The 26,994-nt window shown below is 72.7% G+C and carries 21 protein-coding genes, 1 tRNA gene, 2 pseudogenes and 1 riboswitch; of the genes and pseudogenes, 10 read left to right on the top strand and 14 right to left on the bottom strand.

Features of this window, described 5'->3' with window-relative positions:
- Window positions 1-183: 183 nt before the first annotated feature.
- Both AB0M03_RS16865 and AB0M03_RS16860 read left to right on the top strand, forming a co-directional pair.
- A pseudogene (locus tag AB0M03_RS16865) lies at window positions 184-573 on the top strand (sigma-70 family RNA polymerase sigma factor); the annotation flags it as partial.
- The gene (locus AB0M03_RS16860; protein ID WP_363492273.1) at window positions 570-1,910 is read left to right on the top strand and encodes a hypothetical protein; all 1,341 of its coding nucleotides are present in this window, start codon (window positions 570-572) and stop codon (window positions 1,908-1,910) included. The pseudogene AB0M03_RS16865 and the gene AB0M03_RS16860, both read left to right, overlap by 4 nt.
- Before the next feature lie 55 nt (window positions 1,911-1,965).
- Here the strand turns inward: AB0M03_RS16860 and AB0M03_RS16855 are convergent, their stop codons facing one another.
- Window positions 1,966-3,462: an aminopeptidase P family protein gene (locus tag AB0M03_RS16855; protein ID WP_363492272.1), complete on the bottom strand. Its 1,497-nt coding sequence runs from the start codon at window positions 3,460-3,462 to the stop codon at window positions 1,966-1,968.
- Between the two features lie 135 nt (window positions 3,463-3,597).
- Window positions 3,598-5,046: a PP2C family protein-serine/threonine phosphatase gene (locus AB0M03_RS16850; RefSeq protein WP_363492271.1), complete on the bottom strand. Its 1,449-nt coding sequence runs from the start codon at window positions 5,044-5,046 to the stop codon at window positions 3,598-3,600.
- Window positions 5,047-5,531: 485 nt separating this feature from the next.
- Between AB0M03_RS16850 and AB0M03_RS16845 the strand changes: the two genes are divergently transcribed.
- Window positions 5,532-6,182 (top strand): bifunctional DNA primase/polymerase, encoded by a 651-nt coding sequence (locus tag AB0M03_RS16845; protein WP_363492270.1) that lies wholly within the window; start codon window positions 5,532-5,534, stop codon window positions 6,180-6,182.
- 223 nt (window positions 6,183-6,405) lie between these two features.
- On the opposite strand, the gene AB0M03_RS16840 is transcribed toward AB0M03_RS16845, so the two are convergent.
- The 4 genes from AB0M03_RS16840 to AB0M03_RS16825 all read right to left on the bottom strand — a co-directional run bounded on the left by AB0M03_RS16840 (window position 6,406) and on the right by AB0M03_RS16825 (window position 10,642).
- The gene (locus AB0M03_RS16840; RefSeq protein WP_363492269.1) at window positions 6,406-7,386 is read right to left on the bottom strand and encodes a DUF5926 family protein; all 981 of its coding nucleotides are present in this window, start codon (window positions 7,384-7,386) and stop codon (window positions 6,406-6,408) included.
- A 146-nt stretch (window positions 7,387-7,532) separates the two neighbouring features.
- On the bottom strand, window positions 7,533-7,997 hold the full coding sequence (locus AB0M03_RS16835) for an ATP-binding protein (protein ID WP_363492268.1): 465 nt from the start codon (window positions 7,995-7,997) through the stop codon (window positions 7,533-7,535).
- 347 nt (window positions 7,998-8,344) lie between these two features.
- The gene (locus AB0M03_RS16830) at window positions 8,345-9,091 is read right to left on the bottom strand and encodes a glycerophosphodiester phosphodiesterase family protein (RefSeq protein WP_363492296.1); all 747 of its coding nucleotides are present in this window, start codon (window positions 9,089-9,091) and stop codon (window positions 8,345-8,347) included.
- Between the two features lie 171 nt (window positions 9,092-9,262).
- A complete protein-coding gene (locus AB0M03_RS16825) occupies window positions 9,263-10,642 on the bottom strand; it encodes a cytosine permease (protein WP_363492266.1) in 1,380 nt (459 codons plus the stop codon).
- Window positions 10,635-10,777, bottom strand: a riboswitch (TPP riboswitch). (Overlaps the previous gene by 8 nt.)
- A gap of 245 nt (window positions 10,778-11,022) precedes the next feature.
- Between AB0M03_RS16825 and AB0M03_RS16820 the strand changes: the two genes are divergently transcribed.
- Together AB0M03_RS16820 and AB0M03_RS16815 are read left to right on the top strand one after the other, a co-directional pair.
- Complete coding sequence (locus AB0M03_RS16820) at window positions 11,023-12,699, top strand: trypsin-like peptidase domain-containing protein (RefSeq protein WP_363492265.1); 1,677 nt, start codon at window positions 11,023-11,025, stop codon at window positions 12,697-12,699.
- A gap of 60 nt (window positions 12,700-12,759) precedes the next feature.
- Window positions 12,760-12,845: transfer RNA gene (locus AB0M03_RS16815), tRNA-Ser, on the top strand.
- A 217-nt stretch (window positions 12,846-13,062) separates the two neighbouring features.
- On the opposite strand, the pseudogene AB0M03_RS16810 reads toward AB0M03_RS16815, so the two are convergent.
- The 6 genes and pseudogenes from AB0M03_RS16810 to AB0M03_RS16785 all read right to left on the bottom strand — a co-directional run.
- Window positions 13,063-13,206, bottom strand: a pseudogene (locus AB0M03_RS16810) (spore-associated protein A); the annotation flags it as partial.
- 239 nt (window positions 13,207-13,445) lie between these two features.
- Window positions 13,446-13,835 carry a peptidase inhibitor family I36 protein gene (locus AB0M03_RS16805; RefSeq protein ID WP_363492264.1) on the bottom strand — a complete coding sequence of 130 codons (390 nt, stop codon included), beginning with the start codon at window positions 13,833-13,835 and terminating at the stop codon, window positions 13,446-13,448.
- Window positions 13,836-13,942: 107 nt separating this feature from the next.
- On the bottom strand, window positions 13,943-14,884 hold the full coding sequence (locus AB0M03_RS16800; protein ID WP_363492263.1) for a hypothetical protein: 942 nt from the start codon (window positions 14,882-14,884) through the stop codon (window positions 13,943-13,945).
- A gap of 1,455 nt (window positions 14,885-16,339) precedes the next feature.
- Complete coding sequence (locus AB0M03_RS16795; protein WP_363492261.1) at window positions 16,340-17,467, bottom strand: hypothetical protein; 1,128 nt, start codon at window positions 17,465-17,467, stop codon at window positions 16,340-16,342.
- 187 nt (window positions 17,468-17,654) lie between these two features.
- On the bottom strand, window positions 17,655-17,921 hold the full coding sequence (locus AB0M03_RS16790) for a GNAT family N-acetyltransferase (RefSeq protein WP_363492295.1): 267 nt from the start codon (window positions 17,919-17,921) through the stop codon (window positions 17,655-17,657).
- Entirely contained in the window at window positions 17,876-18,526 is a 651-nt protein-coding gene (locus AB0M03_RS16785) for a hypothetical protein (protein ID WP_363492299.1), read from the bottom strand. Before AB0M03_RS16785 ends, AB0M03_RS16790 begins: the two co-directional genes overlap by 46 nt.
- A gap of 548 nt (window positions 18,527-19,074) precedes the next feature.
- On the opposite strand from AB0M03_RS16785, the gene AB0M03_RS16780 reads away from it, so the two are divergent.
- Together AB0M03_RS16780 and AB0M03_RS16775 are read left to right on the top strand one after the other, a co-directional pair.
- Window positions 19,075-19,692, top strand: coding sequence for an antibiotic biosynthesis monooxygenase (locus AB0M03_RS16780; RefSeq protein ID WP_363492260.1), 618 nt, complete (start codon window positions 19,075-19,077; stop codon window positions 19,690-19,692).
- 137 nt (window positions 19,693-19,829) lie between these two features.
- Window positions 19,830-21,194 (top strand): FAD-linked oxidase C-terminal domain-containing protein, encoded by a 1,365-nt coding sequence (locus AB0M03_RS16775; protein WP_363492259.1) that lies wholly within the window; start codon window positions 19,830-19,832, stop codon window positions 21,192-21,194.
- A 414-nt stretch (window positions 21,195-21,608) separates the two neighbouring features.
- On the opposite strand, the gene AB0M03_RS16770 is transcribed toward AB0M03_RS16775, so the two are convergent.
- Window positions 21,609-22,703 carry an EamA family transporter gene (locus AB0M03_RS16770; RefSeq protein WP_363492258.1) on the bottom strand — a complete coding sequence of 365 codons (1,095 nt, stop codon included), beginning with the start codon at window positions 22,701-22,703 and terminating at the stop codon, window positions 21,609-21,611.
- A 141-nt stretch (window positions 22,704-22,844) separates the two neighbouring features.
- On the opposite strand from AB0M03_RS16770, the gene AB0M03_RS16765 reads away from it, so the two are divergent.
- Window positions 22,845-23,726: a DUF1906 domain-containing protein gene (locus AB0M03_RS16765; RefSeq protein ID WP_363492257.1), complete on the top strand. Its 882-nt coding sequence runs from the start codon at window positions 22,845-22,847 to the stop codon at window positions 23,724-23,726.
- A 27-nt stretch (window positions 23,727-23,753) separates the two neighbouring features.
- Here AB0M03_RS16765 and AB0M03_RS16760 read toward each other — a convergent pair whose 3' ends face one another.
- Window positions 23,754-24,512: a group II truncated hemoglobin gene (locus tag AB0M03_RS16760; RefSeq protein WP_363492256.1), complete on the bottom strand. Its 759-nt coding sequence runs from the start codon at window positions 24,510-24,512 to the stop codon at window positions 23,754-23,756.
- A 185-nt stretch (window positions 24,513-24,697) separates the two neighbouring features.
- On the opposite strand from AB0M03_RS16760, the gene AB0M03_RS16755 reads away from it, so the two are divergent.
- Both AB0M03_RS16755 and AB0M03_RS16750 read left to right on the top strand, forming a co-directional pair.
- Window positions 24,698-26,356, top strand: coding sequence for a long-chain fatty acid--CoA ligase (locus tag AB0M03_RS16755; protein WP_363492254.1), 1,659 nt, complete (start codon window positions 24,698-24,700; stop codon window positions 26,354-26,356).
- 88 nt (window positions 26,357-26,444) lie between these two features.
- Window positions 26,445-26,990 carry a DUF4396 domain-containing protein gene (locus tag AB0M03_RS16750; RefSeq protein ID WP_363492252.1) on the top strand — a complete coding sequence of 182 codons (546 nt, stop codon included), beginning with the start codon at window positions 26,445-26,447 and terminating at the stop codon, window positions 26,988-26,990.
- The last annotated feature ends 4 nt before the right edge of the window (window positions 26,991-26,994 follow it).

Below are 26,994 nucleotides of genomic sequence, written 5' to 3'. Positions count from 1 at the left end.
TGCCATGGATGTGCCCGTTGTCTCCGCATCCGGGATGAAAAGTGCTCCGCCGATCGGCCGCTCCGGCTGGGGCCGCCGGGACCTTCGCCGCCCTGCCGCGACCGGCATGCGGGTCGCCCCGCAGGCGCACTGACGGCTCCTGGCGCAATCGCCCCGCCCATCACCATGATCATTGTGTTCCCGGTCGAGGGAGCCCGCGCCGCGCTCTACCAGCGCCACGGCGAGCACCTCGACGACCTCGACAACGCCCTCGGCTACCTGCGCACCTCGGTGGTCAACGGGGCCCGATCGGTGCTCCGCCGGCGCAAGACCGCCCGCGAGTACGTCCCGCCGCACGAGGCCGACGCCCCTTCGGCGGAGGACCGCGCCGTCCTCAACGACGAGCACCGGCGGGTGATCGTCGCACTCCAGGAGCTGACACCCCGCCAGCGCGAGGTGCTCGTCCTGCGCTACTGGTCCGATCTGCCGGAGGCGCAGATCGCCGAGACCCTGGGGCTCTCCCGGGGCGCCGTGAAGTCCACCGCCAGCCGGGCCCTGGACGCCCTGGAGAAGCAGCCGGAGAAGGCCCGATGACCGACAAGCCCACTCCCGAAGAGACGCCCGTGGAGCGCCTGCTGCGCGAGGCCCTCGACGCCCGCGCCTCCCTGGTGACGGCGCAGAGCCTCCGCCAGGACACCCCGCCCTCCCGCCGGCTCCGCCGCCTGCGGCCGGTCCTCACCCTCACCGTCCCGCTGCTGGGCCTCGCCGCCGCCGTCGCGATCGGCGTCGTCCGGATCGACGGCGACCAGGTCGCCAAGCGCGACGACACCCCGCCCGCCGCCACCCTCACCGCCACGCCCAGCCCCTCGGTCTCCGCCTCCGCCCCGCCCGGCCCGTCCGCCACGGCGACCGGGAGCGCGATCAACCCGGCCGCCACCGCGGGCACCCCGTACGAGTTCGGCAACGTCGGCCTGGAAGTCCCGGCCGGCTGGCGGATCGCAGCGGACGATCCCCTGCGACTCTGCCTGCTGAGCCCCGGCGCACCGGCGAGCGCGACGTACCACGACTGCCAGCCGTACGGAGTGATGATCGCCGCCTACTCCACCGCCGACCTCGAGAACGTCACCTGGCCGTCCGAGGCAGCTCTCGACTCGCCGTCGGGCTGGTCGCACCAGCCCTTCTGTCCGCTGTGGGGCAACCCGCACGTCCCGGCGGACACCACTGACTACCGGTGCGTCGGTGCCCCGCAACGATCCACGGAGACGATCAACGGACGCTGGGCGTCGATGACGAAATGGCAGGTCGCCTGCGGGGGCGAGCAGTTCACCGCCTGCATGTGGGGCTTCCACAAGGAGCAGGTCTTCGTCGTCGCCAACGGACTCAAGGCCGACTACGAGGGCGGCCTGACCTCGATCCTGAACAGCCTCGACGTCAGCGGGCGCGGAGACGTCCTGCACAAGGGCAGGGCCGGCGACATCAAGGTCCTGCTCGGAGAGCCGTCCTCGACCACCGAGAACGGCATCGAGACCGTCACCTTCCAGGTGACCCGGACGAACGTCGGCCAGACCTCCTACGGCCACGTCGAGCCGGTCGTCACCGGTCAGCGCGACGAGCAGGAGTTCGCCACCCCGACCGGGCCGGTCGAGGAGCGGATCCCGACAGGCACGCTGGAGCGCAAGGACGGCTCCTCCTGGACGGCCCTGCCGCTCAGGGCGGGTACGGGCATGGACTACGCGGGGCTGGGCCGCTCCGCCGCCTTCTCCCTGGCACCGGGCAGGAGCCGCACCCTCACCTACCGGATGAAGCTCACCACGAAGGACCAGCAGGGGGCGATCCCCGTGATCGGCCAGGCCTTCCTCGACACCGCGGGCGGCTCCTACACCAAGATCGGTGATGCGGCCGGCTCGGTGCCGATCCACCGGAACCGCTGACACGGCGGCGGCCGGACACCCCCACGGGTGCCCGGCCGCCGTGCGCGCCGTGCGGTCAGCCGGCCAGGCCGGCCATCCAGGACTCGACGTCGTCGGCGGTGCGGGGCAGGCCGGCCGAGAGGTTCTCGTTGCCCTCGGCGGTGACGAGGATGTCGTCCTCGATCCGGACGCCGATGCCGCGGTACTCCTCCGGCACGGTCAGGTCGTCCAGCTGGAAGTACAGGCCGGGCTCGACGGTGAGCACCATGCCCGGCACCAGCTCGGCGTCCACGTACTCCTCGCGGCGGGCGTGCGCGCAGTCGTGCACGTCCAGGCCGAGCATGTGGCCGGTGCCGTGCAGCGTCCAGCGGCGCTGCAGGCCCAGCTCCAGCACCTTCTCGACGTCGTACACCGACGGGTCGAGCAGGCCCCACTCCAGCAGGCGCTCGGCGAGCACCCGCTGCGCGGCGTCGTGGAAGTCGCGGAACCGGCCGCCCGGCTTCACCGCGGCGATGCCGGCCTCCTGGGCGTCGTACACGGCCCGGTAGATCTTGCGCTGCAGCTCGTTGAAGCGGCCGTTGATCGGCAGGGTGCGGGTGACGTCGGCGGTGTAGAGGGTGTGGGTCTCCACGCCGGCGTCGAGCAGCAGCAGCTCGCCGGGGCGGACCTCGCCGTCGTTGCGCACCCAGTGCAGGGTGGTGGCGTGCGGGCCGGCCGCGCAGATGGAGCCGTAGCCGACGTCGTTGCCCTCGACCCGGGCGCGGCGCCAGAAGGTGCCCTCGATCCAGCGCTCCGAGGTGGCGACGGCCTGGCCGAGCTCGCGGACGACGTCGGTGAAACCCTTCACCGTCGCGTCGCAGGCGGCCCGCAGCTCGCCGACCTCCCACTCGTCCTTGACCAGGCGCAGGCCGGACAGGAAGACCTTCAGCTCGTCGTCGCGCTCCTCGTCGAGCACCCCGGCCAGCGCCTCCTCCAGACCGGCGTCGTAGCCGCGGACGATGCGGGTGGGCACGCCCTCGACGGCGGCGAGCTCCTCGGCCGCCTTGCGGACGTCGCGGGCGGGCAGGCCGAGCAGCGCCTGCGCCTCCTCCAGGCTGTGCCGGCGGCCGACCCACAGCTCGCCCTGGCCGTCCAGCCAGAACTCGCCGTTCTCCCGGTCGGAGCGCGGCAGCAGGTACAGCACGAAGTCGTGGCCGCTGTCGCCCGCCGGCTCGGCGACCAGGACGGCGTCCTCGGTCTGGTCGCCGGTGAGGTGCACGTACTCGCTGGCCGCGCGGAACGGGTAGTCGGTGTCGTTGGCGCGGACCCGCAGCCGGCCGGCCGGGACGACCAGCCGCTCGCCCGGGAAGCGGGCGGACAGCTTCGCCCGCCGCTCGGCCGCGTACGGGGCCTGGGCGACCGGCTGCAGCCCGCGCAGCTCGGTGTCGGCCCAGCCGGACTTCATGGACGCGGCCAGCTCGTCGGAGACCTCCCCGTACAGGCCGTTCTTGCGGCCCTTGATCGGCTGGTCCTCCTCTTCGGCGGCCAGGCCCTCGGGGTTGTCGGACACAGCCGGGGTGCGGTCCTCGGTCACGTACGTCGCCTCCTTGCGCGCGTCTCCCCGCCCCGGGCACGTCGGATCGCGACGTGGGGGGCGGCCGTGCCCCCATGGTACGAGGACGGACCGAACGGTTGTCCGGGGCCGTCGGGTACGACCAGGGGCGGGCGGTCAGCCGAAACGGAGTGCCAGCAGCACCAGGTCCTCGGTGCCCGCGGTGTCGCCGCCGGTGACCTCCAGCAGATGGCTGCAGAGCCGGTCGGGGTCGAGCCGGACGTCCCGCGGGGCGTCGGCGGCCGCCCGGCGCAGCGCGGCCTGCCCGGCGTGCAGGCTCGGGCCGCAGCGGCGGGCGAGGCCCTCGGTGTAGAGGAGCAGCAGGTCGCCGCGGTCGGCGGTGAGGTCGACGCCGGGCGCCTCCCAGCAGCTGAGCACGCCGAGTGGGGCGGAGAGCGAGGTCTCGACGAACCGGGCGTCGTCGCGGCTGACCAGGATCGGCGGGCAGTGGCCGGCGCCGGCCAGGGTGACCCGCCGCTCGGAGGGCTGCACCCAGGCGTACACGGCGGTGGCGGTGCGCGCGGGCTCGGTGGTCTTGAGGAGGAGTTCGAGGTCGCCGAGGACGGAGACCGGGTCCTCCCCCTCGAGGACGGCGTAGGCGCGCAGGGCGGCCCGGATGCGGCCCATGGCGGCCGCGGCGCCGGGGGCGGAGGACGGGCCGGCGCCCGGGCCGTCCCCGGAGACGCTGCCGACGGTGAGGGCGAGGGTGCCGTCGGGGAGTTCCACCGCGTCGTACCAGTCGCTGCCGGTGGCGTTCTCCAGACCGGCGGTGACGCAGCGGGCGGCGAGCCGGGCGCCCTCCAGGACGGGCAGGCGGTCCGGCAGCAGGCCGCGGCGGAGCGCGTCGCTGGCCCGCCGGGAGCGGTCGGCGGCGAGCTGCCCGGCCAGCACGGGGGCGGCGAACTCGCAGTACCGGCGCAGGAGGTGCTGGCGCCGTTCGCTGGGCTCGGCGGGCTCGTCGTAGAACCAGGCGGCGGCGCCGAGCGGACCGTCCTCCGGGGTGCCGAGCGGCAGGGCGAAGCAGGCGCCGAGGCCGAGCTGGGCGGCGACCTCGCGGAACCGCGGGCCGACCGACGGGTCCCCGGCGAGGTCGGTGACGAGCAGCCGGCCGCCGTCCCCGGCCCGGCTGAGCAGCCCGGCGAACGGGCCGTGTTCGGCGGGGACGGTCTCCAGCGCGCCGATGCCCGAGCGGTCGAGGCCGAGGCCGACCGGGCGGCCGGCGCCGCGGGCGGTGGTGGTGATCAGACCGCGCCGGGCACCCAGCAGGGCCGCGCCGGACTCCAGGACGGCGGTCAGCGCGGCGTCCAGCCCCCGTGCGCGGGCGAGCAGCTCGGTGTGCTCGTGGAGGCTGGTGAAATCGGACAGCCATCCGGCCAAACGGTCCTGCAGGCCGCCGTCGGCCGGGTCGCCGAACTCGTCGCCGAACAGTGCGGGCAGCGGGAGCACCGGTGCCAGCACGGCGCCCGCGGGAGCCGGCCCGCACGGTGCCAGGTCCGACCCGAGCGCTCCCGTGCCGGGCAGCGCCGCACCGGACACGGCCAGTCCGCTCGGCTGGGCGTCGGTCATGTCGCAACTCCCCACATACTGGTACGTGTCACGCAGGACTCCCGAGACCGGACAGAACGAGTGCTATCTCACTGTTCGGCAGCAATCCACCACTTGTACACAGGCCGATCGGGGCATGTCCAGAAGCGTGACGGGGTCTCTGCCGACCGCTCGCGCGGACCGTCGCGGGAGGCGGCGGGCGTGCCGGGGCGGGCCCGCGGCCGCGCCGTGCGGCCGCCCGGCCCGGCGCGTCGCCTGACGCTCGGTCAACCTGCGGTCCGGATCGTATGCTTCCGCCTCGCGGCCGCTCCCCGGCCGGGGGCCGACTCACTCGTACGGTGGAACCGGCGGCCCGCAGCGCGCGTCCATCCGGCCGTATGAGGGATTCTCGTTCCAGGGGCGCACGTCCGAGGATCTTCCGCGCCCCTCCCTCGTCTCGAACCGCCCGCGCCCCGTGCGTCCACGGCGGTCCTGATCCCCACGGTCGCGGAGAGGAACGAGCACCCATGCGTCGGATGCAGTTGCGGTGGCCCGGAAGCCGCCGGCGGGAGCAGGGCGCGCTGCTGTTGGCGGCGCTGGAGGCGGCGGACCGCGGCTGGCCGGTGGTGCCCGGCGCGCGCGCCGTCCGGGGGATGTTCGGCCCGTGCTCCTGCGGGGAGCCGCGCTGTCCGCTGGCCGGCGCGCACCCGCACGACCCTCCGCTCGCGGCGGCCACCACCGACGGCCGGATGGTGCAGTGGTGGTGGGAGCACCGGGCGCCCGGCTCGCCGGTGCTGGCCGCCACCGGCGGCACGGTGTGCGCGGTGAGCCTGCCGACCGCCGCGGGGGAGCGCGTGCTGCGGTACTTCGCCGAGCTGGGCGTGCCCGTGGGCCCCGTCCTGGCCACCCCGTCGCGGTACGCGCTGCTGGTGGCGCCGTTCACGCTGGAGGAGCTGGGCGGGCTGCTCGCCGAGCGGCCCTGGGTGCCCGGCTCGCTGCGCTACCACGGCACCGGCGGGTACGTGCTGCTGCCGCCCTCGCAGACCGGCTCCGGCGGAGTGCACTGGGTGTCACCGCCGGCCGCGGACGGGCTGTGGCTGCCTCAGGTCGGCACCCTGCTGGAGGGGTTGATCGCGGCGAGCGTGGCCGAGCCGGACGGCAGCCGGCTGGCGTACTGAGCGGCGGCTCCCACCCGGGGCGGGGCCGGCGGCAGGGGCTCCGCGGGCCGACGACACGGGCTCCGCGGGAATGGAAAATCCGGTCGCTGGCGACGGGGGATGCACCAGCGACCGGACTGTTTAAACAGTAACAAAGATCCGGCGGGGAGCCAATTTGTCCGCCCATGGCCGACCTGGCATTTTCGTCCCGCCGCCAGAAATGTGACCGGAGTCACATTCCCCGTCAGTTCAGGGTGATCTGACGGCTCACCAGGTTGGCCCGGGCCCGGCGCTCCTCCGCGCTCAGCGGGGTGGTCTCGGCCAGCGCCTCGGCCAGTCGCCCGGCGAACTCGGCGGCCGGCTTCTCGCAGTCCGCCGCGGTGAACTCCAGCGGCAGGTCCCACACCGGCACGGTCAGGCCGTGCGCACGGAACGAGCCGACCAGCTTGGTGCCCTCGCCCAGCGAGGTCCGGTCGGCCGCGGCCAGCCGCGCCAGCGCGTCCAGCAGCTTCTCCTCCGGCACCGTCATGACCCAGCGCAGGTGGTTCTTGTCCGGGGTGCCGCACCAGTAGGCGGCGTCCACGCCGGCGACCTTCTCGGTCGGGATCGCCGAGGCGTTGGCGCGCTCCAGGGAGGCCGCGACCTCGCCGGTCGCGGACTCGGCGTCCTCCAGCCAGAACTCGAAGCCGGTGTGCACGGCCGGGGTGAACTCGGCCGAGGTGTCCAGCAGGTCCTGCAGGCGGCGGCCGCCCGGCACCGTCCGGCGGGACGGCACCGGAGTGCCCGGCTCGGTGGCCAGCGCCAGCTCCAGGGCGTCCGCCAGGTCCCGGCTCAGGTCGCCCGATCCCGACTGGGTCTGCAGGCCGAGCAGGATCGACCCGTCGGCGCGCCGCAGCGCCGGCCAGGCCAGCGGCAGCACGGTCGCCAGCGTCACCGACGGCACCTCGCCGACCGCGCCGTCGGTCACCCCGGCGGCCAGCGCCAGCGGCACCGTCGCGGCCGGCACCAGCTCGCGCAGCGCGACCCAGTCCGCCTCGCCCGGCAGGCCCTCGAACGGGCGGTGCACCAGCTCCTGCACCGCGTGCGCGGCCTCCCGGCCGTGGCAGGCCTTGTACCGGCGGCCGGAGCCGCAGGGGCACTTCTCGCGCGCGCCGACGACCGGGATCTCGCCGGTGGCGGTGGCGGTGCTGGTCTGCGACGAGGACTTTGCGGCCTTCTTGGCCATGGTTTCGGCTCCCGGGTACGGCGACAGTGCACCCGCAGCCTACTGAGGTTCGTGCCGCGCCCCGGTGCGGACGCACCCCCGCGCCCGACCGGCCGCAGCGCCGCCCCGCCCCGCACGCCCCGCGCCGGCCCGTTGCCGCGCCGCCGCTATGCCGCCGGTTCGTCCCGCTTGTCCGGCCGCAGCGCCAGGGCGGCCCAGACCGTGACCTCGCCGGGCGCGTCGCGGACGCCCCAGGCACTGGCCAGCTTGCCGACGATGCTCAGCCCGCGGCCGCCGCGGGCGGTCAACGAAGGGCTGGCGGGCAACGGCCGGGTGCTCGCCCCGCCGTCGGTGACCTCTACCGTGAGGCCGTCCGCATGCGTCCACCAGCGGACCAGGATTCCGTCCTGACCGGGTTCGCCCGGACGTTCCCTGGTGCCGTTCCCGGACACCGTGACCGACCGGGTGAGCAGTGCGTCGACCATGCCGGCCGCCGTCCGATCGCCGAGTTCCTCCAGCTTTCCCAGCGGCCGTGCGTATCGACAGGAATTGCTCAGCAGTTCGGAGAGGATCAACACCGCGTCGTCGATGACCGTGTCCGGTATCGAGCGATCGCCGAGCTCGCTGCGCATCCTCCGCCGTGCCGCTCCGACGCCTGCCGGACCGTGCGGCACCGCCATGGTCGACGAAGTCGGCCCTACCTTTTCGGGCACAGCACGCGCCACCATCAACGCCACCCCCGGGACCTCCTTCAGCGTCTGCCGAGGGATGGATGCCCCTGGAGAATGCGTCGGAAACAGCCGCGGGGCGATCACTCGCGGACATTTCAAGAGGCCGCGACGCACGGTATTCAACCTCTGATAAACCGCTTACGGTCCGTTGTGAAAGTCTTAGGAATTGAGCGTTCTCTGAGCATCCGTCAGCAGTTTGCGCTCCCCCGTGCGCGCTCCTTGCACTCCGATCCGCCGGGGTCGCGCGCTCAGCGGCCGAGCTGCGCCAGCACCTCGCGCGGGCGGTTGGTGATCAGCGCCTCCACGCCCAGCTCCACGCAGAGCTCGACGTCGGCCGGTTCGTCCACCGTCCAGACGTGCACCCGGTGCCCGGCCCGGCGCAGCGCCGTCACCAGCCCGGGGTTGCGCCGCACCAGCTCGATGCCGGGCCCGGCGATGCCGGCCCCGCCGGGCAGCGCACGGGTGCGGCCCAGCACCGGCAGCCGCCGCTCCAGCAGGTACACCGTCGGCACCGCGGGCACCGCACGGCGGATCCGGTGCAGCGACAGCTCGGAGAAGCTCATGATCCGGACGGTGGACTCCTCCGGGGTGCGCGGCAGCAGCCCGAAGCGGTCCAGCAGCCGCACCAGCTCGGCCTCCGTCCGGCCCGCGTGGCGGGTGGGGTGCTTGGTCTCGATCGCCAGCTCCACCGGGCGGCCGGCCTCGGCCACCAGCTCCAGCAGCCCCTCCAGGGTGAGGATCGAGCTCGGCCGCGGCGTGCCGGGCGAGTGCCAGGAGCCGAAGTCCAGCTCGGAGAGCTGGGCCAGGGTCATGGCGGAGACCACGCCCCGGCCGTCCGAGGTGCGCTGCACGGTGCGGTCGTGGACGCACACCAGCCGGCCGTCGGCGGTCAGCCGGACGTCGCACTCCAGCCCGTCCGCGCCGTCCTCCAGCGCCCGGGCGTACGCCTCCAGGGTGTGCTCGGGCAGCGCGGCGGAGGAGCCCCGGTGGGCGATGACCTTGACCGCCCGGCGGTCCCGGGCCTGGCCGCCGGCGGCCGGGGCGGCCTGACGGAGTTTCTGAGTGTCCACATCAACACCCTACGAGTGGTCCGATGTCGGGACGGATTCGCCACGGAAAACCCGCGGTGAACAGCTCCGTCCGGCGCCCCGGCGGGGCTGCGCGGGTCAGGCCGCGGTGCGGTCCGTCCGGCGCGAGGTGAGCAGTGCCAGGGCCCAGGTTGCCAGGGCCGGCACCAGGAAGCCGAACAGCGAGGCCGAGGTCCACGGCTGCGGGGTGAAGTGCAGCGCCGACTGCAGGTCCTTCCAGAAGCCGGTCCACCAGTCCGCGATGCCGGTCGGCGCGATGAACTGGTAGGTGGCGAAGCCCAGCGCCCACGGCAGCAGCATCGGCCACCGGGACGGCGCGTCCTGCGAGGTGTTCCAGCCGTACCGGCCGGCGCCGAGGAAGTAGTCCACCGCCAGCACCGCCAGCAGCGGCACGAACACCGCGCCGATCAGGTACAGGAAGTTCGCGTAGGTGGCGTAGAACTCGCCCTCCTGGATGCGCAGCGCCAGCAGCGTCACCAGGACGCCGATGCCGCCGGTGAGCAGGCGCCGGTCCACCTTGGGCAGCAGGTTGTGGACGGACATCGCGGTCGAGTACACGTTCGCGAAGGACTGGTCGGTCTCCCGGATCACCAGCACCAGGAGGAACACCCAGCCGGCCGCGACGCCGGTGAACGAGGAGAAGATCTTCGAGGTGTCGCCGCCCGACTGCAGCAGCGCGATCAGGCCGAGGATGTAGCACCAGGCCTGCGCCAGCGAGTAGCCGGCGAAGGTGCCCCAGTACGCCGAACCGGGGGTGCGGGCGTGCCGGGTGTAGTCGGCGGCCAGCGGCACGAAGGAGATCGACACCGCGATGATCGCGTCCGTCGCGGACAGGAAGCCGTCCCAGTTGCCCGCACCCGGGTCCGGGAAGCCCTGCCGGCCCAGCTGGACGGTGAAGTACACCATCGCCACGCCGACCGCGACCGCCACGTACTTGCGCAGCACCGCGATCGAGCCCAGCGGCCAGATGGTCAGCACCGTGGTCAGCACGCCGGCCAGCAGCACGAACAGCCAGCGCCAGCCCTGGGTGCCGGCCACGGTCTGCGCGCCGCCCGCGATCACGATCAGCTCGAAGACGCCCCAGCCGATGCACTGCAGGATGTTCAGCACCGTCGGGACGTAGGAGAGGCGGGTGCCGAACAGGCCGCGCAGCATCGCCATGGCCGGCGCGCCGGTGCGGGCGCCGATCAGCGCCGCGACGCCCAGCATCGCCGTACCGATCACCGTGCCCGCGACGATCGCGGTCACCGCGGCGGCGAAGGAGAGTTCGTGGCCGGGGAGGCCGAGCACGGTGACCGCGCTCTGGAAGCCGATCAGGCTGACGCCGAGATTGGCCCACAGCGCGAACTGGGCGCGGAAGTCGAGCGTCCGCGGAGGGGCGGTGTCCAGGACGAGCGGCGCCTCGACGCGCCGACCGGCCTCGACACCGGGAACAGGGGCAGGCGAAACAGCCGTCATGGCCGATACTCCCTACGCCGGCATTACCCGGACAGGTTCAGGCGGTCAGCGCCCCCTCGTCCGGCCCGGAACGGACCCGGCCGGTCGATCGGCGCACTCTCAGCCTGGAAGGTCCAAGCTCCCGCGTGTTCAGATTGGGACGACAGGCTAGCCGGACCCGCCGGGAACGCCAAGGCCCGGAGGTTTCCGTTCCGTATCGCGGGACCGCGGGCCGACATCCGCGCGCCGCCGCCGTGCGGATCCGCTCCGGTGCAGGTCGGAGGCATCCTGTCAGGGACGCCTAAGGATTCTTAGACGTTCTTCAGGGGGCTCCTTACGGCAACCGAATCCGACATGCGAAACACTGTGGGCCAAGGTCCTGTCAGCTATGGAGGTCGTCCTTGAGCACCGAGCACGCGAGTGGATCCACCGGGCCGCAGGAGGCGCAGCAGCAGCCCTCCGGCGAGCCCCGTACGGTGGTTCCGGCTCCCGACACCGCGGCGGCCGACGTGCCGCAGCCGGTCGTTGAGTCCGCGCCGACGCTCGCCCTCAGCAAGCTGAGCGAGCCGGCCCCGGCCGCGCCGTCCCCGTACATCGACGCGCCGCCGGCCGCCCCCGCGGCCCCCGCTTACATCGACGCCCCGCCGCCCGCGGCCCCGGCCGCGCCGTCCCCGTACATCGACGCCCCGCCGCCCGTGGTGGCGCCCCCCGTCCAGCCGCAGCCGGCCAACCCCTACGCGGCTCCGCCCGTCGCCTCCACCGACCCGTACGGCACGCCCTCGGCCCCGCCGCCGGCGCCGCCGATGCCCACCGGAGAGGTGCACCACCCCTTCGGCGCAGGCCACCCGGTCGGCGGCTGGGGGCACCCGGCGGGCGGCCCCGGCACTCCCGGTGCGGGCAACCCGGGCGAGCCCGGCGGCCCCGGCCACCCGTACGCCTCGGCCGGCAGCCAGCCCCCGCGCCGCAAGCGCGGCGGGATGGTCGCGCTGATCGCCGCGGTCGCCCTGGTGGCGGGCGTGGCCGGCGGCGCCATCGGTGCCGCCGTCACCGGCGACGACAGCTCCGGCGGCACCAGCCGCACCAGCACCACGGTCAGCGTCAGCGACAGCCGCAAGGTCACCGACCGCGCACCGGACTCGGTCGCCGGCATCGCCGCCAAGGCGCTGCCCAGCACCGTCACCATCAAGGCGCAGGGCTCGCAGGAGTCCGGCACCGGCACCGGCTTCGTCTTCGACACCGAGGGCCACATCCTCACCAACAACCACGTGGTCGCCCCGGCAGCCAGTGGCGGCAAGCTCACCGTCAAGTTCTCCGACGGCTCGTCCTACACCGCCTCGGTGGTCGGCCGCGCCCAGGGCTACGACGTGGCCGTGATCAAGCTCGACAACCCGCCGAAGGACAAGCTCAACCCGCTGCCGCTCGGCGACTCCGACAAGGTCGCGGTCGGCGACGCCACCATCGCCATCGGTGCCCCGTACGGCCTCGAAGGCACCGTCACCACCGGCATCATCAGCGCCAAGGACCGCCCGGTCGCCTCCGGCGACGAGACGGGTGCCCAGGCCTCCTACATGAACGCCCTGCAGACCGACGCCTCGATCAACCCCGGCAACTCCGGCGGCCCCCTGCTCAACGCCTCCGGCGCGGTGATCGGCATCAACTCGGCGATCCAGTCCAACACCAGCGGCTCCGGCCGGGCCGGCTCGATCGGCCTCGGCTTCGCGATCCCGATCAACCAGGCCAAGTGGGTCGCCGAGACGCTCATCAAGGACGGCCAGCCGGTCTACGCCATCCTCGGCGTGCTCCGCAACGACGACTACAAGGGCGACGGCGCCCAGATCCAGACCGCCGCCGTCCAGGGCACCCCGGCCGTCACCCCCGGCGGCCCCGCCGACCAGGCCGGCCTCAAGGCCGGCGACGTCATCACCAAGCTGGGCGGCATCCCGATCGACAGCGGCCCGACCCTGGTCTCCGAGATCTGGACGCACAAGCCCGGCGAGAAGGTCGAGGTCGAGTACACCCGCGACGGCAAGGCCGCCAAGACCACCGTCACCCTCGGCGAGCGCAAGGGTGACAACTGACCGCGTCCCGGAAACGGAGTGCACCGAACCCGCTCCGACCCGTTAGGCTGACCTCCGCCAGGAGGGTTGCCCGAGCGGCCTAAGGGAACAGTCTTGAAAACTGTCGTGGCCTCTGGTCACCGTGGGTTCAAATCCCACACCCTCCGCGCAGGTGGGTGAAACTGCCTGATCAGGGCGGGTGCCGTCAGCAAACCGGCACCCGCCCTTCGCGTTTCCCGTCCCGGACCGTCCCACTCGTGCACCCCTCCTGATCAGGGCGTGTGGAACACCCGTGGAACGGATTCGGCGTCCGACGAGCCGGGCCCTCGCCGTTGAGGAAGCGCTCGATCACGGCGTTGGCCTGCTCTTCCCGGCCATTGATCTGCCGGGACTGTTGCGGACCGTCACGGCGCAGTTCTGCCCGATCGAGCTGTCGTACGTCAGGAACGCGGTGCCATCCGCGAGCGACATCGAGTCGACGACGTGGTAACCCGAACCGCAGACCCCGTTGTAGTCGGTGGCCTGTGCCACCGAGGGGCGGCGACCACGGCGCCGGCGGTGGCGACCACTGCGACGCCCACGCGGGCGGGAGTCTGCTTGATGCTCCGCTGCACGAGCGTCGACGCTCCGCACGTGACGGTGGATCAGGTAGTGGGTGGTCGTGCGCGATCCCGCGCTATTACGGCGGTGTTGTCGCGGTCTTCGCCGAAGCCCGGCTCCGGTACGCCGGTACGCGCACCGGCGACCGGTTGCCACGTGGGTGAGGCTCAGCAGTCCTCGGCGAACCTCACCGAGGCGTTCTCGTTGTACGTGTTGACCAGGTTCGCGGCATTGCGGTAGTTGAACATGTCCATCGGGCCGCTGTAGTTCGAGTTGTAGTACACCCGGACCGTCATGCACACGTTGGAGACAGCCGATGCGGCGTTGTTCTTGACGTGCTGGCCCCGGCCGTTGCCGGGGCTGGTGAAGGTGTACCCGGCGAGGTCGCGAATGTTCGTCGACACCGCCAAGTGGGAGCCCTGCTGGTTCGAGTTGTAGAAGAGGCAGAATTTGCCGTCCGGGCAGTCGCTGACGGCGGCCTGCGCGGAGGTGGCGAGGGTGGGGACGAGCAGGGCAGCGCCCAGGGCTGCTGCGGCGAGCTTGAGGGTGCGCTTCATTTCTTTGATCCTCTCTTCATGGGACGTTCCGGGCGTGTGTGCAATCCCCTCGGCGTACCTGGGAAGGGCGGGCGCGCCCGGACGCGAAAAAGTGTCAGCCCACTACTTCACTGATCGCGCAGCACGGCGTCGGCCTTGGCGAGTTGCTCGGTCTTCGCCGCGAGCACCGCCGTGAATTCGGCTTGTTGCCGTGCGATCAATTCCTTCTGCAAGGAAACCTCGACCGCGAACCAGGTGCCGATCAGATCCACTTGCTGCTTGCAGATCACGTCAGCCGTCGCCACCTGGAGCTCCAGCGGTGTGGGTGAGTCCCCCAGGAAGCGCCGGTCGCCGATGGCATCCATCGGATTGGGGTAGGAGTAACCCCTGTTCTTCATGCAGCCGGACCACGCCTCGAATGCCTGCGTGACCTGCGCCGCCGACATGCTGGCCTTGAAAGTCTGGAAGTTGGCCTGCTGGGCCACGCTGCTCGGGCCCAGTTCCCCCGCACCGGCCAGGCCGCGCTTCGCCTCCTCGTAACAGCCGCCGGGTGGTACCGGTACGCCGTTGACCTGGAGGTTCGTTTCGTCCGCACCGGTCTTCCCCGGGAGGTGCCCGGTGAGCACCTGCTGCTGCGCGGCGGAGAACTGCGGCGGGCGGACCGGGTGGGTGCGCGGGTCGCGGTCGCCGAGGTGGTAGCCGTTTGCCGCCGCCTCGGCCCGGTCCGTCACGCCGTACCGGCGGTCCATGAACGTGCGCGGTCCGGTCGGCGGGCCGGCGGGGCTGATGGCGTAGTCGAGACCGAACCGCTGCATGCACGCCTTGCGCAGCACGGCTCCCGCCCTGGTCAGCTTCTCCGCCTCCGCCTCGGAGAAGAGATACGGCTCGATGGGAAGATGCGGACCGGCACTCGCCGGGAGTGCGGACGGCGACTGCGTGGTCGGCACCGCCTCTGCGGCTGGCTGCCCGGATGACGAACAACCGGCCAGGGCAAGGCACATGAGCCCGGCCAGCCCGGCCAGCCCGGCCAGCCCTACCCGCACACCTCTGCCGGTCAGTCGCTGATGCACGGCGGAACTCATACGCCGGCAGCCCCGATCGCGGTCACCGTCGGACCGGTGGCCACGTGCTTGCACATCTTCCGCATCTCGTCCTGCATCCTCTTCCGGTCCGTTGGCAGTGGGCCGCCGGGTGAGCCCTCACCCTGGACCATCGTGGTGCGCGGACGTATCGCGGCGGTCTCGTGCGCGTAGCACCCGGCGACGCCGGCCGGGAGCCTCGGCGCCCGGGTCAGTCCTGCCGGGCGAGCCGGATCACCGCGTTGCACCTGAACCAAGGACAAGCGCCGGCGCACGGTACCGCTGGCTCTCGGCGTACCGGCACTCCGAAGACCAGGACACCGCCGACACCCCCGCCGACCGGCCGACCGCACCCGCCCGGCCATCGACAGAGCCGCCAGCTCGGATGGGTCTTGGCAAGGCACGGCGTCAAGCTGAACAGCCCTCCCTCACCAAGTGCCGAGCTTGGTGCGTCACCGGGGCTTTGAGCCACGGGCCATTGTCGCGAGGAGTGACATCCATGACGGCTGGAGGAGGTTCGCAGCGCTGCCTGTCACCCAGGAAGCGTCACTGGTCGGTGCAGGACTTGCCGCAGGCGCCGCGGCACTGGCAGCGGCCTGGAGGAGTTCGAGGTGGTCATCCTGGACCGCCCGGCCGACCACGCCCGAGTCCGCGCCGTCCTCCCGACCGGCACCTCTGACCGCCCGTCATGGGTGCCGATCGATGTTCGCGCACCGTCCTTGCCGCGCCCGCCCCACGTAGTCGACGTACGCATCGAGCTTCTTCTCGTCCCACCGGACCCGTAAGGCTTGCTTGTGCTTGCTGCGTTCCATCAACTGATTCGTGACGTACGTCGTTGGCGAGCCCAGCAGCGATGGTCACCAATTGAGTGATGGTGTCCACTCGTCCCCCTGCCTCCCGGCTGACCACGATGGCCGGAACAGTGACAGCCTCGGCGCGGGGCGTCGTCGCTCAAACGGGCAGGCTGGAACATCTTGGTGTTCCAGCCTGCCCGCTCGCCCAGCACCTTCTGTCCCATGCGTGTCCCGGTACCGCGAGGTGCGGGTCGGCCGAGGGGGCGTTCTGCAAGGTCAGACGACAACGGCCTGGCGATCTCTTCGAATCCTTGAAAACTGTCGTGGCCTCTGGTCACCGTGGGTTCAAATCCCACACCCTCCGCGCAGGTGGGTGATAGTCCCAGCTCAGGGCGGGTGCCGATATCGGTCGGCACCCGCCCTCGGCGTTTCCCGTCCCGGACCGTTCCCTCGTGTGCCGGATCCGACCAGGTACGGGGCCGGCTGTGGGCCGGGATCGACCGTCATCCGGTCAGGTCGTCGCCGTTCGAACGCCGCTCGACGAGGGTGTTCGAGTGCTCCTCCCGGTCGTTGACGACCTCGGCGCCGGAGCGGCGTAGGAGCGGAAACCTGTCACGCGGCTTCGCTGCGGCGATTGCGCAGGGGAATGTTTTTACAGAATTTGCGCATTGGTCTGCGTGTTCGTTCCGCCGTTCAGATAGACGGCGATGTTGCGCACTGCTGCAGTGAGCTCTTCGATCACCCGCGAGGCCTGGTCCGGCGTGCGGATTTCCGGATGAATGTCCGGGGTGTATTCGGCCGAGCCTGCGAGCTGCGGAATTGAGGTGGCGGGCCCGAGGTGGGCACTGGGAAGCGAGTGCGCCGTGTTGGTGCAGGGCGGCTGGCAGGGATGCATGTGGGGGGTCGCCGGATGAATTCTGTCCGGTGCGGGGGCCGCCTGCGGCGCGAGTGCGGACGCACTTGCGAAAAGGGGGTAGTTACTGACCCGAAGCGCCATTTCCGGCAAGCTCGCCTGATCGGGTGCAGGCCTCGTCCTGGGAAGTGCGAGGATTTCGGCGTTCGCTTCGGGGAACAGGGGCTCGGGAGCCGGCCGGGAATTTTGAATGTGCGTGTTCTCCCATTCCCTGCGGTAGCGGTCCACCTGGTCGGAGCAGCTGGTGCGGGTGTGGAAGGCCGCGCTTCCGTCTCCGAGTTCGGGGTACCAGAGGTTGGGGCCGGGAAAGGTGATCGCCCGCATCCGGGGTTTGATGAGTTCGGCGCATCCCATGCAGCAGCCGATCGGGACGATGAGCGGGATGGATCCGTTGTTGTCGTCGCGCCTGGGCCCCCCCTCCCAGCGGTGTTCGCCGTTGCGGCAGGGCGGGAGTTCGCCGCACGCGCGGCACACGGCGTAATGCTCGGGAAGGACGTGCCAGTCGTGGCTGGCCGGTGCGCACCAGTGCTTCGGCGCGGATCTGGGGAGATTTTCGTTGCGCAGGGCCAGGATTACGGGGCGCTTGTAGAAGTTGGCACGGTCGGGGGGCGTGGTGGTCCGGTGCGCACCGTGGAGGTTTTCGGAGTGCCTCCAGAGTTCTACGTGCTCGCGCCATGATTTCTGGTAAGGCTCCGGCCATTGGAAGTAGGGGTACTCGTTGATCTCGAGGACCAGCCAGGGCTGGCGGTCCAGGACAACGGTTTGCCCCGTCTGCAGACGCTGGAAGACCTTGTCGTCCCGGTGCTCGGGCCAGTCGATACGGCCAGTTCGGACAGGCTGGTCGGGGAGCCACTCATTGATCGGCACGGCAGTGCTCCTCGTGGTCTGGGCGAGTCGGCTGTCACTGGGACGGTTCCAGAGATTCTGGTGCAATGCCCGGTCCGTGAGAGTCCTGACACGCGCACGAACCGGCCTTCCCCGCCAAACAGCGCAATAGAAATAGGAGTGCACGCCGGGTCAATGCGGGTGGCGGTTTTGGTGGTCTCGCCCTCTGTCAGGGGTTGTGGGGACCTGCAGGGCGTCCGGGGCGGTGGTGGACGGCGAGGGTGTCGACGGGGGTGAATCCGGAGCGGGAGAGGAGTCTGACGGCAGGGGCGTGGAGGTCGGTGGCATCGGTGGTCGCGGTCAGGCGGGGGGCTCCGGTGCGGGCGGCGTGGAAGAGGCACTGGTCGAGGAGGTGGCGGCCCAGTCCCCGGCTGCGGTCGGCTTCCGCCACTACGAGGCGGTGCAGGTGGGCGGTGCCGCGGTCCGGGGTGTCGATGCGGGCTTCGGCGGCCGGAGTGCCGTCCGTTCGGGTGAGCCGGAGCAGGAGGCCGCGGGGCCGTGTTGCGGAGCAGCCGTTGCCAGCGGACGGGGGAGAGGACCTGTCGGTGGATTCCGGCGCAGGTCGCGGTTCCAGTACCGGCGTTCGGCGATGGCGGTGAAGCCGGTGGTGCGTAGGGCGTGGGTGGTGGCGGGGCGCCTGCTGCCGGCGAGGCCCTCGGTCGTGCCGGTGGCGGGGATGCCCGGGAACGCGTACCAGGGGCGGTCGGGGCCGAGGCGGACGCGGGCCCAGCCCATGAGGACGGCCATGGTGGAGGGGTCCTCGGCCGCGTGCGCCCACAGGACGACGCCGGCGTCGTCGTAGGGACGCAGGGCGTAGGAAATGACCCCGGTGATGCGGCGGCGCTCATCGAGGAGGATCTCGGTGACGGGTGGCTGCAGGGCGCGGGCCTGGGGCCTTCCGTCCGGGCCGCGTGCGGCCAGGGCGGAGACGAGTGCGGTCGCGGTGGGTCGGGGCTGGCCCGGCAGCCGGTCCGCGGCGATCAGGGCGAGCACCGCGCGCCGGTCCGACCTACGGAAACCGCGCATCGTCAACGATTGCATGTCATGTCCCACGCCGGGTTCGACACCTGTGGATCACGTTCACCATAGGACTGCTCCACATCGCTCGGCGGTTCGGCGCGCTGTCCGGCCTGCGGGCGGCGGCTCGGCCGCCGACCGGCTTCCCCGGAGGCCGTTCGGCCGGGACCTGACGGTGTTGCAGACCCGTGCTCGGTGCGCGGGGCGTGCCCGACCGTCGTCAGGGTCGTTCTTCGTACATGACGAAGCCGACGGCGGTACCGGGACCGCGGCGGAGGAGGACGGAAACGGTCCTCCACTTCCCGGACGTGCCGATCTACACCCAGCTGGCTGTTCTGTGGCGGGAGACCGGTCGGAGCGTGCCCGGCCAGCCCGACCCGGAGTGGGATGCGCTGGCCGCCTCCCCGGAGCCGGGGACGAGGGCTTCCTGATCGCGGGCACGATCGGTGCGGGTGTCCCCGTTCGGGTCGCCCGCGTTGCCCGGGTCGGGGCGGGGCCGTCGGATGGACGTGTGCCGTGCCCGTAACCGGTGCCGTTCAGGGCGCCGGGCCGACGACAGGAAGACAGCCGCCATGTACGTCCGCACCCTCTACGCCACCGGTGACCCCGCCCTCATCGACGAGGCGCTCGACGCGCTGCGCGCCGAGGCCGTCGGCCTGCTCACCGGCCAGCCCGGCTACCGCGGCTACGGCCTGTTCGCCGACCGGGCGGTCGGGAAGATCGCCATGGGGTCGTGGTGGGAGAGCGAGCAGGCCCAGCGCGACAGCAACGAGGCGCTGAAGGCCCGCCGGGCCGCCCTGCTGGCACCGTTCGCCGGCACCGTCGCCGTCGACGTGTGGGAGGCGGCCGTCTTCAGCCCGCCGGCCCCGGCCTCGGCCGGTGCCGGATTCCGGATGGTGCGTGCGGACATCGACCCGGCCCGCATCGACGGCCTGGTCGAGCGGTTCCGCGAGACCCTGCTGCCCGGGATGGGGCAGATCGACGGTTTTGTCTCCGGCGCCCTGCTGGTGAACCGCGCGGAGGGCCGTGCCTCGGTCGGCACGATCTTCCGCGACCGTGCCGCGCTGGAGGCCTCGCGCGGCCCGCAGGCGGCCCTGCGGGCCAAGAACGCCCCGGAGGCCGGAGCCACCGTCCGCAGCCTGGAGGAGTTCGAGGTGGTCATCCTGGACCGCCCGGCCGACCACGCCTGAGTCCGCTCCGTCCTCCCGACCGGCGCCCCTGACCTTCCGTCAGGGGCGCCGATCGGTGTTTGCGCACCGTCCTTGCCGTGCCCGCCCGGCAGGGGCAGAGTGCAGAGCGGACAGGTGCGCGAGAGGCGGAGGCTGCCGTGGGTGATCTGGTCGACCGGCTGGTGTCGGGGCTCCCGGAGGCGGCGGTCGCCGTCGACCCGGACGTGGTGGCCTCGTACGCGCACGACATGGCCGGGTTCTGCGAGGCCGGGGCGCCGGCCGTGGTGGTGTTCCCGCAGACCGTCGAGCAGGTGCAGCACGTCCTGCGGACGGCCACCGAACTGCGGGTGCCGGTGGTGCCGCAGGGCGCCCGCACCGGGCTCTCCGGCGGCGCGAACGCCGTCGACGGCTGCATCGTGCTGTCGATGGTGAAGATGAACCGCATCCTCGAGGTCGACCCGGTGAACCGGCTCGCCGTGGTCGAGCCGGGCGTCGTCAACGCCGAACTCTCGCGGGCCGCCGCCGCGCACGGCCTGGCCTACCCGCCCGACCCGTCGAGCTGGGAGTCCTGCACGATCGGCGGCAACATCGGCACCGGCGCGGGTGGGCTCTGCTGCGTGAAGTACGGCGTCACCAGCGAGTACGTGCTCGGGCTCGACGTGGTGCTGGCGGACGGCCGGCTGCTGAGCACCGGCCGGCGCACGGCCAAGGGCGTGGCCGGCTACGACCTGACCCGGCTGCTGGTCGGCTCCGAGGGGACGCTGGGCGTGGTGGTGCGGGCGGTGGTCGCGCTGCGGCCGGTGTCCGCCCCGCAGCTGGCGCTGGCCGCCGAGTTCCCGAGCACCCGGAGCGCGAGCGACGCCGTCTGCGCGGTGATGGCGGCCGGGCTCGTTCCGTCGCTGATGGAGCTGATGGACGCGACGACCGTCCGCGCGGTGAACGCGATGGCCCGGATGGGGCTGCCGGAGTCCACCAAGGCGCTGCTGCTGGTCGCCTTCGACGGCCCGGCGAAGCAGGACGAGCTGGCGGTGGTGGCCCGGCTGTGCCGGGAGGCGGGGGCGAGCGAGGTCGTTCCTGCGGAGGACCAGGCCGAGTCCGACCTGCTGCTGGAGGCGCGCAGGCTCTCGCTGCCGGCGATGGAGAAGCTGGGCACCACCATGATCGACGACGTGGCGGTGCCGCGGTCCCGGCTGGGCGAGATGCTGGACGGCGTGGCCGCGATCGCCGACCGCCACCGGCTCACCATCGGCGTGGTCAGCCACGCGGGGGACGGCAACACCCACCCGGTGGTGATCTTCAACGCCTCGGACCCGGACGAGACGGCCCGGGCGCGGGCGTCCTTCGACGAGATCATGGGGCTCGGCCTCGGCCTGGGCGGCACGGTGACCGGCGAACACGGGGTGGGGCTGCTCAAGCGGGAGTGGCTGGCCCGGGAGCTCGGCCCGGTCGGGCTGGAGCTGCAGCGGCAGATCAAGGCGGTCTTCGACCCGCTGGGCATCCTCAACCCCGGCAAGGCGCTGTAGCCGTAGGGAAAGGCGTGCGGCGGCCGGTGTGCGCCCCCGGCGGAGGGGGACCGCGTGCGGACCGGCCGTGAGCCGGGTGACATCACGCTAAAGGGCGAAAAGGGTTCGTCGAGCTATGACTTTGTCGATTTGTTGCGGGATTCTTCTGTCGACGGTCCCGCCGAGGAACCCTGGACGGAGGACATGCATGGCACGCTTCCCCATCCGAGCAGGCTGAGCCGGGTCTCCGGTCGGTCCGAGCCGGATGTGCCGCTCCATCCCCGGCGGGGGCGCCGGGCGGAGGAGGTGCGGGCGGGCCGAACGGGGGCGACCCGGACGACTGGCGCGGAAAGGGTCTCCGCAGCCTCTCGGGGCGGGCGGTGCCGTACGACGGCACCGCCCGTCCCTGTCTCGACGGCGTCCCCGGCCGCAGCGTCAGCGCCGTGCCGTCAGCGTCGCCCCGACGCTGGCCGCGACCACGCAGCCGATGCCCGCCAGCTGCACCCCGCCGAGCAACTGCCCCAGCACCACCAGCCCGACCAGCGCGCTCACCGCCGGGTCCAGGCTCACCAGCACGCTGAACACCCGCTGCGGCATCCGCCGGAGCGCCGTCATCTCCAGCGCGTACGGCACCACCGGGAAGAGCAGCGCCACCCCGGCCACCGCGAGCAGCAGCAGCGCCGGTGCGGAGGCGTCGGCCAGCCCGTGGAAGGCCTGCGAGGCGCCGAAGGGCGCGACGGCGAGGGCCGCGATGGTGAAGGACACCGCGAGCCCCTCGAAGCCGCGGAACACCGCGCCGACCTTGTCGGTGAACAGGATGTAGCCGGCGTAGCAGGCCGCCGCGCCGAAGGCGTACGCGAGCCCGACCGGGTCCAGGGCGGCCCCGCCGGTGCCCTCGCCGAGCAAGGTCAGCAGCACCACGCCGCCGGCGGCGAGCAGCGCCCACAACAGGTGGCTCGCCCGGCGGGAGAGGGCGATCGCCACGGCCAGCGGTCCGAGGAACTCGATGGTCGAGGCGGTGCCCATCGGCAGCCGGTCGGTCGCACCGGCGAAGAGCAGGGTCATGCCGGCCGAGGCCAGGCCGAGCAGCACGGCCGAGGCCAGGTTGCGGCGGCTGCGGCCGTGCAGCCGGGGGCGGGTGGCGGCGAGCAGCACCACAGCGGCGACGGTCAGTCGCAGGAAGGTCGCCCCGCCGACGCCCAGCACGCCGAACAGCGACTTGGAGGAGGCGATGCCGAGCTGGCAGGTGACCATGGCCGCCACGCACAGCAGCGGCGCCGGGATCGATCCCAGGCGCCGCTGCGGGGTGGTGGTCCGTTCGGGACGGCCGGCCGGTGGCCGGTGCCGTTCGGCTCCGGTGGTGGCCGTCCCGGTGTCCGGGGGTGCAGCGGCTGCCGGGCCGCGTCGTCGCCAACCACCGCGCTCGCCGGCCGGCTCGCCCTTGGGGGAGGGCGGCATGGCGCGTGCGTCGGCGAACGGTTCGCCGGTGGGAGCCGTGAGCACGGGCTCGAAGGAGTTGGCAGCGGACATGCCGCCGAGTCTGACGTAAGGAGTCACATGGCCGCAAACCCGTTACCGCTATGCGGGACGGGCCCGCCGGTCGGGTGAATCGGCCGCCGGGCGGCGCGCGCCTGCCGCCGGTGCCCGACGGTCCGTCAGTAGGACTGTGGGGTGCGCCTCCTGGGAACCGCCGCGTCGGCCGCGGCCTCGTCCGTCCTGCTGCTCGGTCCGCTCGGCGTCCCGGCGGCCGGTGCGGCCCCCGGCGCCGGTGTGCCGCGGCTCACCCGGACCGTCCTCGCCGACCCGGCGACCGATCCGGGCGGCGCGGCCCGGCTGCCGGCGGGCGAGGTCTACCAGGGGCCCGGCTTCGACACCTGCACCGCCCCGCCGCTCGCCACCATGCAGACCTGGTGGGACGACTCCCCGTACGGGGCGGTCGGCATCTACATCAGCGGCGGCCAGCGCGGCTGCACGCAGTCCCGGCTGACCGCGGACTGGGTGGCGAAGTCCCGGGCGATGGGCTGGCGGTTCGTCCCCACCCACGTCGGCCTGCAGGCGCCGTGCAGCACCAACAGCGCCAAGCCCCGGCACATCGACCCCGCCGACGCGGTCGGCCAGGGGCAGCGGGAGGCCGCCGAGGCCGTCACCGCGATGCGCACCCTAGGCTTCGGCGCCGGGACACCGGTCTACCTCGACATCGAGGCCTACCCGCCCGGCGACACCCGCTGCAGCCAGGCCGTGATCGACTTCACCGTCGGCTGGACGCAGGCCCTGCACGCCGTCGGCCACCTCTCCGGCTTCTACTCCTCCGCCGAATCGGGCATCGCCGACCTGGCCGCGGCCGCCCGGGCCGGCAGCTCCCCGCTGCCGGACGCCGTCTGGTACGCCCGCTGGGACGACCGGGCCAACACCACCGACGGCGCCGGCGCCCTCAACCCCGACCTCTGGACGGAGAGCCGCCGCATCCACCAGTACCGCGGCAACGTCCAGGAGTCGTACGGCGGCAACACCCTCACCGTCGATCGGGACGAGCTCGACTCCCTGGTCGGCTGACCAGCCCGGCAGACCCGCCCGGCCCGCTCAGCCCCGGTACGGCGGGGTGATGCCCCAGTCCCAGCGGGGCATCGGGGTCTCCGGCAGCGGCGGCGGGTTGGGGCCCGAGTAGATCAGCGCCATCCGGGTGCCCCACTCCAGGTAGTGCGCGAAAACGGCCCGGAACTCCGGGTCGGCGGGCAGCCCGACCTCGTCCGCGGTGTCCGTCAGCAGCGCCACCCACCGGCGGCGCTGGGCCTCGGTGATGCCCCGGCCCAGGTGCCGGGAGGCCATGTGCCGGTGGCCGCCGTACTCGGCGCTGTACCGGGGCGGGCCGCCGAACACCTCGCCGAGCCAGGCGGCGACGTGCTGCGCGTGCGCCGGGTCCTTCCCGGCGAAGACCGGTGCGAGCAGCTCGTCCCCGTCGACCCGTTCGTAGAACCGGGTGAACAGCCGCTCGAAGGCGGGCGCCCCGCCGGCCCACTCGTAGAGCGTCGGCACCGAGCCGCCGCGGCCCGCGACCGGGGTCTCCTCCTCCAGCAGCAGCCCGTCCGGTTCCGCGTACGGATCGAGCCCGTCGAAGAAGGAGGAGCCCTCCCGGCTCTCCCAGAAGGCCCGGCGCCCCTCCGCGGACGTCCAGCGGATGCGCAGCCCGTACCCGGGCGGTTCCCCGGCCGAGCGCTCCAGCGCGTAGTCCACGCACTCCCCGGCCTCGGCGAGGGCGGCCACCGCCCGTCGGCAGGCGGCCTCGAAGGCGGCGCGCTGCTGCGGCCCGGCGAGCCGGTACCGGATGTACTCCACGGTCATGGGACGACTGAAGCGCGTCCCGCCGCCGGGGGCAACCGCCGGCCGCGGGACCGGCCCGGAGATGCAGGTCTCAACTCCGCCACGGTTGCTGACACCGGGCCCCGGCCGGGGAAAGAATCGGCACGTCAGCGGCGACTACCTGCCAGTAGCCCCGCGAGACCCACCACCGGTCAAGGAGGACCCGCGTGTTCAGCACCATGCAGGACGTACCGCTCACCGTCTCCCGAATCCTGGCGCACGGGTCGACCGTCCACGGCGGCTCCACCGTCACCACCTGGGACGGCACCGGCCCCGTGGTCCGCAGCTACGCCGAGGTCGGCGCCCGCGCGGCCCGGCTCGCGTACGCGCTCCGCGACGAGCTCGGCGTGAACGGCGACCAGCGGGTGGCCACCCTCATGTGGAACAACGCGGAGCACCTGGAGGCGTACCTCGCCGTCCCGTCGATGGGCGCGGTGCTGCACACCCTCAACCTGCGCCTGCCGGCCGAGCAGCTGGCCTTCATCGTGAACCACGCCGCCGACCACGTGGTCATCGTCAACGGCACCGTCCTGCCGCTGCTGGCCGGCGTGCTCGACCGGCTGAACGACACCCTCAAGCACATCGTGGTCAGCGGCGAGGGCGACCGCTCGCTGCTCGACGGCTTCGCCGGCACCGTCCACGAGTACGAGGACCTGATCGCCGACCGCCCGACCGACTACCCGTGGCCCGAGCTCGACGAGCGGCAGGCTGCCGCGCTCTGCTACACCTCCGGCACCACCGGCGACCCCAAGGGCGTCGTCTACAGCCACCGCTCGGTCTACCTGCACTGCCTGCAGGTGATGGCCGCCGACAGCTTCGGCATCACCTCCCGCGACACCGCGCTGCCGGTCGTCCCGATGTTCCACGTCAACGCCTGGGGCGTGCCGCACACCGCCTACATGTCCGGCGCGAACCTGCTGATGCCCGACCGGTTCCTGCAGCCCAAGCCGCTCGCCGAGATGATCGACCGGGTGAAGCCCACCGTCAGCGCGGCCGTCCCCACCATCTGGACCGGCCTGCTGGACGAGCTCGACGCCGGCGACTACGACACCTCCGCGCTGCGCATGGTGGTCATCGGCGGCTCGGCCTGCCCGCCCGCCCTGATGAAGGCCTTCGAGGACCGCCACGGGATCAACGTCGTGCACGCCTGGGGCATGACCGAGACCTCCCCGCTCGGCACCTTCTCGCTGCCGCCGGGCGGCCTCACCGCCGAGGAGCAGTGGCCGTACCGGCTCACCCAGGGCCTCTTCCCGGCCTCCGTCGAGGCCAGGCTGATCGGCCCCGGCGGCGAGCGGATGCCGCACGACGGCAAGGCCGCCGGCGAGCTGGAGGTCCGCGGCCCGTGGATCGCCGGCGCCTACTACGGCGGTGCGGGCCGCGACCCGGAGCGCCCCGAGGACAAGTTCAGCGAGGACGGCTGGCTGCGCACCGGCGACGTCGGCACCATCACCCCGAACGGCTACCTCACCCTCACCGACCGCGCCAAGGACGTCATCAAGTCCGGCGGCGAGTGGATCTCCTCGGTCGAGCTGGAGAACCAGCTGATGGCGCACCCGCAGGTCGCCGAGGCCGCCGTGGTCGCCGTGCCGGACGAGAAGTGGGGCGAGCGCCCGCTGGCCACCGTGGTGCTCCGCCCCGGGGCCACCGCCGACCTGCGCGAGCTGCGCGCCTTCCTCGCCGAGCGGATCGCCTCCTGGCAGCTCCCGGAGCGCTGGGCGATCGTCGAGGCGGTGCCGAAGACCTCGGTCGGCAAGTTCGACAAGAAGGTGATCCGGGCCGACTACGCCGCCGAGCGGCTGGACGTGATCGTGGTCGGCAAGGAGTAGCCGGAGTTTCCCTCCCCTCGCGGGAATACCCCCCAGGGGTATCGCGTTCCCGAACATCGGAACCCGCGAGGGGAGAGGAGCCCGCACCATGGAGCACCACCCGAGCACCGCACCCGCCGGCCACGTGCCCGAGACACAGCACGCAGACCACGCGCACCACACAGACCACGCCCACCACCCGCACCCGCCGCAGCGGCCCGGGTCGGGCTGGAGCACCGCCGTCCGGGCCACCCTGCACTGCCTCACCGGCTGTGCCGCCGGCGAGATCCTCGGCATGGTGATCGGCACGGCCCTCGGCCTGCACGCCGGCGCCACCGTCGCGCTGTCGGTCGCCCTCGCCTTCGTCCTCGGCTATGCCCTGACCATGCGCGGCGTGCTGAAGGCGGGCCTCGCCCTCGGCGCGGCCTTCCGGGTCGCCCTGGCCGCCGACACCGTGTCGATCCTGGTCATGGAGCTGATCGACAACACCGTCATGGTCGGCGTGCCCGGCGCCATGGACGCCGGGCTCGGCAAGCCGCTGTTCTGGCTGGCCCTGCTGTTCTCGCTGGCGGTGGCCTTCGCGGTGACCGTGCCGGTCAACCGCTGGCTGATCGCCCGCGGACGCGGCCACGCCGCGGTGCACGCCCACCACTGAGCGG

The organism is Kitasatospora sp. NPDC051914 (assembly GCF_040680995.1).
Lineage (GTDB): Bacteria > Actinomycetota > Actinomycetes > Streptomycetales > Streptomycetaceae > Kitasatospora.
Note: the sequence above shows the minus strand (reverse complement) of the source record. Positions and strands in the feature narration are given on the sequence as shown.

Excerpts from the sequence above, each read along its gene's own strand:
- AB0M03_RS16860 (WP_363492273.1), top strand. The coding sequence starts at position 570 with ATGACCGACAAGCCCACTCCCGAAGAGACGCCCGTGGAGCGCCTGCTG.
- AB0M03_RS16850 (WP_363492271.1), bottom strand. The coding sequence starts at position 5,046 with ATGACCGACGCCCAGCCGAGCGGACTGGCCGTGTCCGGTGCGGCGCTG.
- AB0M03_RS16845 (WP_363492270.1), top strand. The coding sequence starts at position 5,532 with ATGCGTCGGATGCAGTTGCGGTGGCCCGGAAGCCGCCGGCGGGAGCAG.
- AB0M03_RS16840 (WP_363492269.1), bottom strand. The coding sequence starts at position 7,386 with ATGGCCAAGAAGGCCGCAAAGTCCTCGTCGCAGACCAGCACCGCCACC.
- AB0M03_RS16835 (WP_363492268.1), bottom strand. The coding sequence starts at position 7,997 with ATGCGCAGCGAGCTCGGCGATCGCTCGATACCGGACACGGTCATCGAC.
- AB0M03_RS16825 (WP_363492266.1), bottom strand. The coding sequence starts at position 10,642 with ATGACGGCTGTTTCGCCTGCCCCTGTTCCCGGTGTCGAGGCCGGTCGG.
- AB0M03_RS16805 (WP_363492264.1), bottom strand. The coding sequence starts at position 13,835 with ATGAAGCGCACCCTCAAGCTCGCCGCAGCAGCCCTGGGCGCTGCCCTG.
- AB0M03_RS16785 (WP_363492299.1), bottom strand. The coding sequence starts at position 18,526 with ATGCAATCGTTGACGATGCGCGGTTTCCGTAGGTCGGACCGGCGCGCG.
- AB0M03_RS16780 (WP_363492260.1), top strand. The coding sequence starts at position 19,075 with ATGTACGTCCGCACCCTCTACGCCACCGGTGACCCCGCCCTCATCGAC.
- AB0M03_RS16770 (WP_363492258.1), bottom strand. The coding sequence starts at position 22,703 with ATGTCCGCTGCCAACTCCTTCGAGCCCGTGCTCACGGCTCCCACCGGC.
- AB0M03_RS16760 (WP_363492256.1), bottom strand. The coding sequence starts at position 24,512 with ATGACCGTGGAGTACATCCGGTACCGGCTCGCCGGGCCGCAGCAGCGC.
- AB0M03_RS16750 (WP_363492252.1), top strand. The coding sequence starts at position 26,445 with ATGGAGCACCACCCGAGCACCGCACCCGCCGGCCACGTGCCCGAGACA.